Genomic DNA, 7,510 nt, shown 5'->3' with positions numbered 1-7,510 from the left:
GGTCAAGCCCGCTCCCACAAGGGCAGTGAGAAACCTTGTGGGAGCGGGCTTGACCCGCGATGCGATCCAATTGTTTGACATCTTTTTGACCTCTCTTGCACACACCAGCACCTAGACTTCCCCCCAACAGGTGGAGAGTTCGAACATGCGCGGGCACTGGGTACTGGTGGCAATGATGCTGGGCGGTTGCGCCAGCACCCACGATCAACTGATCGAGCAAGGCTACCCTGCCCCCTACGCCGACGGCTTCCAGGCCGGCTGCAGCAGCGGCCACCAGGCCGCAGGCGTGATGATGGGCGAGTTTCGCAAGGACGTGCCGCGCTATCTGCACGACCGCCAGTACGAGACCGGCTGGGACGACGGTTTTCGCCAGTGCCAGGCCATGCAGCAGAGCCAGGACCAGGACACCTACCGCAGCCGCCACTGGGACGAGCGCGATCAGCAGTGGCAGCAGGAAAAGGACCGCGACGCCGCCCGCGCCTATCGACGCCAATAGGTCGCCCTCGAACATTCTATGCAACCGGTGACCGCGCATCATGGTCTTCCTACAAAGGAGGCCAACCATGAGCCGAGCATTCGTCAACGAAGACCAGGCCGCCGATCAGGCCAATCAACCGGTAGAGCGGCGCATCAGCGAACAACCCAACCACGTCACCGCCCAGGGCCTGACCCTGCTCAAGCAGCGGGTCAGCGAACTGGAGACCCTGCGCAGCACGCTGCTGGGCGACCCCGACAAACAACGCCTGGCCGAGGTCGAGCGCGACCTGCGCTACTTCAGCGCCCGCGTGCAGAGCGCCCAGGTGGCCGCACCCGCCACCTCGCAGAGCAAGGTGCAGATCGGTAGCCGGGTGGTGTTTGTCGATGAAGAAGGCCGCCAGCATGAAGTGCAACTGGTCGGCGAAGACCAGGCCTATGCCGCCAGTGGCCTGATCAACTGGGGGTCACCCCTGGGCCGGGCACTGCTGGGGGCAGCGCCCGGTGACGAGGTGCTGTGGCGACGACCGGCGGGTGATCAACTGATCGAGGTCGTCGCCATCGAGCCGCAGGCCTAGACCACGCCCTGGGCCAGCATGGCGTCGGCAACCTTGACGAAGCCGGCGATGTTGGCGCCCTTGACGTAGTTGATGCGGCCGTTCTCTTCGCCGTAGTACACACAGGCATGGTGGATCGACTGCATGATGTTGTGCAGCTTGCTGTCCACCTCGCCGGCCGTCCACAGCAGGCGCATGGCGTTCTGCGACATCTCCAGGCCGCTGACGGCCACGCCGCCGGCGTTGGAGGCCTTGCCCGGGGCGAACAGGATACCGGCCTCGATGAAGAGGTCCACGGCGTCCAGGGTGGTCGGCATGTTGGCGCCTTCGGCCACGCAGATGCAGCCGTTGCGCAGCAGGGTGCGTGCGTCTTCGGCGTCCAGCTCGTTCTGGGTGGCGCACGGCAGGGCGATGTCGCAGGCCAGGCTCCAAGGGCGCTGGCCGGCGCGGAACTCCAGGCCGAACTCGCCGCCCAGCTCGCTCAGGCGGCCGCGCTTGACGTTCTTGAGCTCCATCAGCGCATCCCACTGCGCATCGTTCAGGCCGGCTTCGCAGTACAGGGTGCCTTCGGAGTCGGACAGCGAGATGACCTTGCCGCCCAGGTCCATGACCTTGCGCGCGGCATATTGCGCCACGTTGCCGGAGCCGGAGATGGCCACACGGCGACCGTCGATGCGCAGGCCGTCGCGCTTGAGCATTTCTTCGGCGAAGTACACGCAGCCGTAGCCGGTGGCTTCGGGGCGAATCAGGCTGCCGCCGTAGTTCATGCCCTTGCCGGTCAGCACCGAGGTGAACTGGTTGGCCAGGCGCTTGTACTGGCCGAACAGGAAGCCGATTTCGCGACCACCTACGCCGATGTCACCGGCCGGCACGTCGAGGTCGGCGCCGATGTGGCGGTACAGCTCGCTCATGAATGCCTGGCAGAAGCGCATGACTTCGGCGTCGCTCTTGCCCTTGGGGTCGAAGTCCGAGCCGCCCTTGCCGCCGCCCATGGGCAGCGAGGTGAGGGAATTCTTGAGTACCTGTTCGAAGGCCAGGAACTTCAGCACGCCGAGGTTCACCGAAGGGTGGAAACGCAGGCCGCCCTTGTATGGGCCGATGGCGCTGCTCATCTGGATGCGGTAGCCGCGGTTGACACGCACCCTGCCCTTGTCGTCGACCCACGACACACGGAACAGAATGGCCCGCTCCGGCTCGACCATGCGTTCGAGAATACCGGCCTGCAGGTAGTGCGGGTTGGCTTCGAGGAAGGGCCACAGGCTGCGCAGTACCTCTTCCACGGCCTGATGGAACTCGGGCTGGGCAGGGTCGCGTTTTTGCAGGCGTGCGAGGAAGTCTTCGACGGATTCGATCATTTAGACATTCACCAGATAGAGTTGGACTTATTAGTTTTTTCAGGACTTTACCAAGAACCACTCGCACCGCAACAGGGCAAAATGTCGTTTTTATGGAAATAAATGGTGCATTTCTATAAATGTATACACCTTCGCCAGCAAAGCCTGCTCCTACAGCAGGCCGCACAACCCTGTAGGAGCCGGCCTTGCCGGCGAAGGATTCACCCGGATTCCAGGCAAAAAAAACGGGGCCCGAAGGCCCCGTTTCAGTGCAAGACCGTGAAGGTCATGCCAGTTTCTTGTGCCGTACCCGGTGCGGCTGGGCAGCGGCTTCACCCAGGCGCTTCTTGCGATCGGCTTCGTACTCGGTGTAGTTGCCTTCGAAGAACACCGCCTGCGAATCGTCTTCGTAGGCCAGGATGTGGGTAGCCACACGGTCAAGGAACCACCGATCGTGAGAGATCACGATAGCGGCGCCCGGGAAGTCCAGCAGGGCTTCCTCCAGCGAACGCAGGGTTTCGACGTCGAGGTCGTTGGACGGTTCGTCGAGCAGCAGCACGTTGCCGCCCTCTTTGAGCGTCAACGCCAGGTGCAGGCGGCCACGCTCACCACCGGAGAGGTCCTTGACGAACTTCTGCTGGTCGCCGCCCTTGAAGTTGAAGCGCCCCACGTAGGTACGCGCCGGGATCTCGTAGTTGCCGATGCGGATCTGGTCGGAACCGTCGGAGATCTGCTGGAACACGGTCTTGCCGCCGTCCAGGTCTTCGCGGCTCTGGTCGACGCAGGCCAGTTGCACGGTTTCACCGATCTCGATGCTGCCCGAGTCCGGTTGCTCCTTGCCCATCAGCATGCGGAACAGGGTCGATTTACCGGCGCCGTTACCGCCGATCACACCGACGATGGCGCCTTTTGGCATGCTGAACGACAGGTTGTCGATCAGAACGCGGTCGCCGTAGCCCTTGGTGACGTTCTTGAACTCGATGACCTTGTCACCCAGGCGCGGGCCGGCCGGGATGTAGATCTCGTTGGTTTCGCTGCGCTTCTGGAATTCCTGCGACTGCATTTCTTCGAAGCGTTGCAGACGCGCCTTGGATTTGGACTGGCGGGCCTTGGCACCTTTGCGCACCCATTCCAGTTCTTCCTTCATGGCCTTTTCATGGGCCGACTGCTGCTTGGACTCCTGGGCCAGGCGGTCCGACTTGGCTTCCAGCCAACCCGAATAGTTGCCCTCGTAAGGAATACCGGCGCCGCGGTCGAGTTCCAGAATCCAGCCGGCGACGTTGTCCAGGAAGTAACGGTCGTGGGTAATAGCGACCACGGTGCCCGGGAAGTCGTGCAGGAAGTGCTCCAGCCAGGCGACCGAGTCGGCATCCAGGTGGTTGGTCGGTTCGTCGAGCAGCAGCATGTCGGGGGCCGACAGCAGCAGGCGGCACAGGGCCACGCGGCGCTTCTCGCCACCGGACAGGTGTTCGACCTTGGCATCCCAGGCCGGCAGGCGCAGCGCGTCGGCGGCGACTTCCAGCTGGCGCTCGAGGTTGTGACCGTCGCTGGCCTGCAGGATCGCTTCCAGCTTGGCCTGTTCGGCGGCCAGCTTGTCGAAGTCGGCGTCCGGGTCGGCATAGGCGGCGTAGACCTCGTCCAGGCGGGCCTGGGCGTCCTTGATCACGCTGACGGCCTCTTCGACCACTTCACGCACGGTCTTGGTGGGGTCCAGTTGCGGCTCTTGCGGCAGGTAGCCGACATTCAGATCGGGCATCGGACGCGCTTCGCCGTCGAACTCGGTGTCGACGCCGGCCATGATTTTCAGCAGGGTGGATTTACCCGAACCGTTGAGGCCGAGCACGCCGATCTTGGCGCCGGGGAAAAAGGACAGCGAAATGTTCTTGAGGATTTCCCGCTTCGGCGGCACAACTTTGCTCAGCCGATGCATGGTGTAGACGTATTGAGCCAAAACGTGAGCTCCAGTAAGTAGGTCAATCAAAGGAGCTGATTGTAGACACAATTGGGTACCCCGGCCATCGTCGCGACTGGCGGTGCGGCCGGGGGGAACGTGCACGTTGCGGGCAATGCCTAGCTGATGACTGCGCCCTTGGGGCCACTGGCGATCAGCGCGGCGCCGCAGGCGGTCTTCATGCCATCCAGCGCCACGGGCGTACCGCCGACGCTGTAGGTGCTGCTGCCCTCGGCAATGGGAAATACCCCTTTGCACAGGGGGCAACTGACGCTGTGCCCTACCCCGGCAATCGGCTTGCCATTGAGGTTGGTGTTGGAAAAGGCTTCGAGTACCACGCCACCGTGGGTGGTGGCATCGCCCAGGCGAACAATGTCTTTCATGAGGTGGGTCCGTCCTTGTGTGATGGGATGTATTACGTGTGGAGGTGCAGGCCTTTGCACTCACGTCCGATGGTGCCTGATTGGAAGAGGGCTGAACATCAACATGCCGTTGCATGTCGTGGGAAGGCGGGCGTCATCGAGCGGGTATCACGCTGGGCTGCCCAGATCCTCATAGTCGCTGTCAAACATTCAAGCCATCCAGGGCTACTGATGATCGTTAAGGAGCAGGATCAACGCTACTCAGCCACTGCTCAAAGTCATCCGCAACACGGCGGGCACTGCCCGTTTCATGATCCCACAACACCACGGCAGGTTCGCCTGAGGCGCCTCGCGCGTCATAATCGAAGCAATAATAATCACCTGTTCCAAACTCTGCGAAGGGCAACAGCGGTGCAAAACGCTCAGGCGATTGCGAGAAATTTTCCAGCCACGCCTGCCACCCTGACGTGTAATTTCGGACGATCGAGTCCCAGGTCTTCCTCGGGTCTCGGCTGTCGAACACGGGGAACACCACCAGGCCACCCAGTGACCGTCCATTGTTGGCAAGCAGCCAGCGGGAAAAGGATGTGGGGAACGTTCTGTTCAGTTCCTTCTCTGCAGAAGCGATTGCAGAAAGCGTTGTGCCGATGACACGCGTTTTTGACATTCGGTTTCGATGTCCATCACTGGAGGCTACAAGAATCCCGCGTTGAGCACTGTATTGGTGGCCCTGACTCACGTCCAGAGGATCATCGTGCAGCAAGTAGTGATTGAAGCAGGTTTTCAAAACGTCTGAGGACACTGCGCTGTCCTGCGAATATGCCAGATCGGTAACACCCTGAAACGGCTCCATCATGTAACAGAATTTGAGATCCAACTCCTTGGCACGCTATGGCCTGGTCGATCACGCCGCATGAGGTCGCTTGTATTTTCGTTCACATGCCAGTAACTGCTTTCGGACCTGCACACCGTTGTGCAACCGGTGGCTCAGGTTGCCCCGCTCGTCATAGGTGTAATGCGTGCCCGCATATTCGCGCAGCAGGTTGTCCATCAACCGGTTACGCCTGGGCGCACGCTCCAGCGGCCGCGTCGGTTCGTGGTGCTTGTCATCCAGCAGGTTGCCGGCCGGGTCGAAGGCGAAGGTCTCCACCCCCAGGCGGCTGGTGGCCTGCAACAGGCGGCCAATCGGATCGTACTGGTAGGCCAGATGACCACGCCGGGTGTCAGGGATGTCGGTCAGTTGCCCGATGGCCTATTAGCAGCTACTCAGCCACCATCCAGAAGCCCCCCAGTGGGTCTACTTCCCCCCACTGATAACGCGCCGAGAACGGCCTAAAATTTTTCAAGATGAGCAAGTAGCTTCTGAGGATTGAACGCCAGATGCCCACGACAGTGACAATAAATCGACACATCCCCGATACCCCGTAGCATCTGACATCCTCCAAGACCACTAGCTCGCTTAGAGTGCCAGATACTTAACCGCCACCTGCATCACCACTCACGTACCAATTACTTCTCTTTAATCAACATCGGAAAGAGCAGCTTAATACCTTTAAAAAATACCTCGACTTCAAACTCAAACTACCGGAATCGAGTGCCCCAAATTCCTCACCACCAAACACTCAACGAAAGCATTATCACTCAAATCTGCTGCACTCAAATCATTTATCAACTCTTCACACCAACTTACTTCAGCCGCAATAAACATACCAACATCTTCTCCCAACACATCAATTGCGTCAAAAATTTTTTCAACCGCAAAGCGTGCCATCTCTCTATTTTTTTCCACTAAGTATGAAATACAGTAGGACGTACTGATTATTGCACACTGGGCTTGATCGGCCAGTTCATCATCATAATCTTCTGTATCCGGGATAGCGGAATACACCCTATTGTAAATTAACTCCAACCGACTCTTCCCCCCACCTTCAAGAAGTTCAAATAACTCCCTCAGCGCATCCGAATTAGCATTAACACCACCCAAGTATTTTTTGCAAAACTTATCATATATACCCTCCATCCTTTGAGCGCCTAACAAACAGAACAAAGCAATTTTCTCATCTGGCAACCCAAACAACAAATCATAGCTAAATTTCATTACAGCCTCCGCTTACTTTTCTTTCCAGTAAAAGGTGTATCAGTAGTCACTTTTCCATCTCGCATTATGGTTTCACAGTCCAAGCATACTCCCCTGTTAGCATCCACATGAGTAGCACCAGCATTGATAAGGGCTTCCTCAGCATGTCCAACTCCATTTACAACAGCCAAACCTTTTTCCTCAGCAAATTCCCGTTGAACTCTTGGGACTTTCTTATCACTTGGCGCTATCCCCATACTGCCGTCAGGCATCACCCCGACAGCAGTGGACTTAAATCTTTGCGCTGTAGGATCCAGCACCGCGTGTGCGTCATCTGCGAGTTGTCGGGTGGGGCCATCAAACGGTTGCGCTTTGGCGTGCGCTCCAGCGGCCGCGTCAGTTCGTGGTGCTTGTCGTCCAGCAGGTTGCCGGCCGGGTCGAAGGCGAAGGTCTCCACCCCCAGCCGGCTGGTGGCCTGCAACAGGCGGCCAATCGGGTCGTACTGGTAGGCCAGATGACCACGACGGGTGTCGTGGATGTCGGTCAGCTGGCCTACCGCGTCGTACTGATACTCACGCTTGAGCAGGGTCGATTTGCCGTCCTGGCTGCCCAGCAGCTATTCCTGCAGGCGCCCCGCCGGGTCCCACGCCTGAGTCTGGCTCAACCTGTTGCCCTGATGCCGCACAACCTCGCGGTGCAGGTCATCGCGCTCGTAGGCCAGCAGTTCATGCTGATCGACCGTCATGCCCAACAGA

Annotated in this window: 7 protein-coding genes and 2 pseudogenes; 2 read left to right on the top strand and 7 right to left on the bottom strand. The window is 59.4% G+C overall.

Annotated features, from left to right (window positions below):
• Positions 1–145 precede the first annotated feature (145 nt).
• Both QMX96_RS26065 and QMX96_RS26060 read left to right on the top strand, forming a co-directional pair.
• Complete coding sequence (locus QMX96_RS26065; RefSeq protein ID WP_043860210.1) at positions 146–496, top strand: hypothetical protein; 351 nt, start codon at positions 146–148, stop codon at positions 494–496.
• A gap of 67 nt (positions 497–563) precedes the next feature.
• On the top strand, positions 564–1,052 hold the full coding sequence (locus QMX96_RS26060) for a GreA/GreB family elongation factor (RefSeq protein WP_054916265.1): 489 nt from the start codon (positions 564–566) through the stop codon (positions 1,050–1,052).
• Here the strand turns inward: QMX96_RS26060 and gdhA are convergent.
• The 7 genes and pseudogenes from gdhA to QMX96_RS26025 form a co-directional block, all read right to left on the bottom strand.
• On the bottom strand, positions 1,049–2,386 hold the full coding sequence (gdhA, locus tag QMX96_RS26055; protein WP_043860208.1) for an NADP-specific glutamate dehydrogenase: 1,338 nt from the start codon (positions 2,384–2,386) through the stop codon (positions 1,049–1,051). The two genes, QMX96_RS26060 and gdhA, sit on opposite strands and share 4 nt — an antisense overlap.
• Before the next feature lie 265 nt (positions 2,387–2,651).
• Positions 2,652–4,316: an energy-dependent translational throttle protein EttA gene (ettA, locus tag QMX96_RS26050; protein WP_043860207.1), complete on the bottom strand. Its 1,665-nt coding sequence runs from the start codon at positions 4,314–4,316 to the stop codon at positions 2,652–2,654.
• 119 nt (positions 4,317–4,435) lie between these two features.
• Positions 4,436–4,699, bottom strand: a complete 264-nt coding sequence (locus QMX96_RS26045) for a PAAR domain-containing protein (RefSeq protein ID WP_054916267.1) — start codon at positions 4,697–4,699, stop codon at positions 4,436–4,438.
• A gap of 217 nt (positions 4,700–4,916) precedes the next feature.
• On the bottom strand, positions 4,917–5,555 hold the full coding sequence (locus tag QMX96_RS26040; protein WP_256589648.1) for an SMI1/KNR4 family protein: 639 nt from the start codon (positions 5,553–5,555) through the stop codon (positions 4,917–4,919).
• A gap of 90 nt (positions 5,556–5,645) precedes the next feature.
• Positions 5,646–5,930, bottom strand: a pseudogene (locus QMX96_RS26035) (hypothetical protein); the annotation flags it as partial.
• A gap of 324 nt (positions 5,931–6,254) precedes the next feature.
• Positions 6,255–6,776: a hypothetical protein gene (locus QMX96_RS26030; protein WP_123752260.1), complete on the bottom strand. Its 522-nt coding sequence runs from the start codon at positions 6,774–6,776 to the stop codon at positions 6,255–6,257.
• A 334-nt stretch (positions 6,777–7,110) separates the two neighbouring features.
• Positions 7,111–7,510: pseudogene (locus QMX96_RS26025) on the bottom strand (RHS repeat domain-containing protein); the annotation flags it as partial.

Source organism: Pseudomonas sp. PS01300 (assembly GCF_029960155.1).
In the GTDB taxonomy this organism is placed as follows: domain Bacteria; phylum Pseudomonadota; class Gammaproteobacteria; order Pseudomonadales; family Pseudomonadaceae; genus Aquipseudomonas; species Aquipseudomonas palmensis.
The sequence above is the reverse complement of the archived record's forward strand: the minus strand, read 5'-3'. Positions and strand labels throughout refer to the sequence as shown.

Coding starts and splice junctions, on each gene's coding strand:
- gdhA (WP_043860208.1), bottom strand. CDS start 2,386: ATGATCGAATCCGTCGAAGACTTCCTCGCACGCCTGCAAAAACGCGAC.
- QMX96_RS26065 (WP_043860210.1), top strand. CDS start 146: ATGCGCGGGCACTGGGTACTGGTGGCAATGATGCTGGGCGGTTGCGCC.
- QMX96_RS26045 (WP_054916267.1), bottom strand. CDS start 4,699: ATGAAAGACATTGTTCGCCTGGGCGATGCCACCACCCACGGTGGCGTG.
- QMX96_RS26060 (WP_054916265.1), top strand. CDS start 564: ATGAGCCGAGCATTCGTCAACGAAGACCAGGCCGCCGATCAGGCCAAT.
- QMX96_RS26030 (WP_123752260.1), bottom strand. CDS start 6,776: ATGAAATTTAGCTATGATTTGTTGTTTGGGTTGCCAGATGAGAAAATT.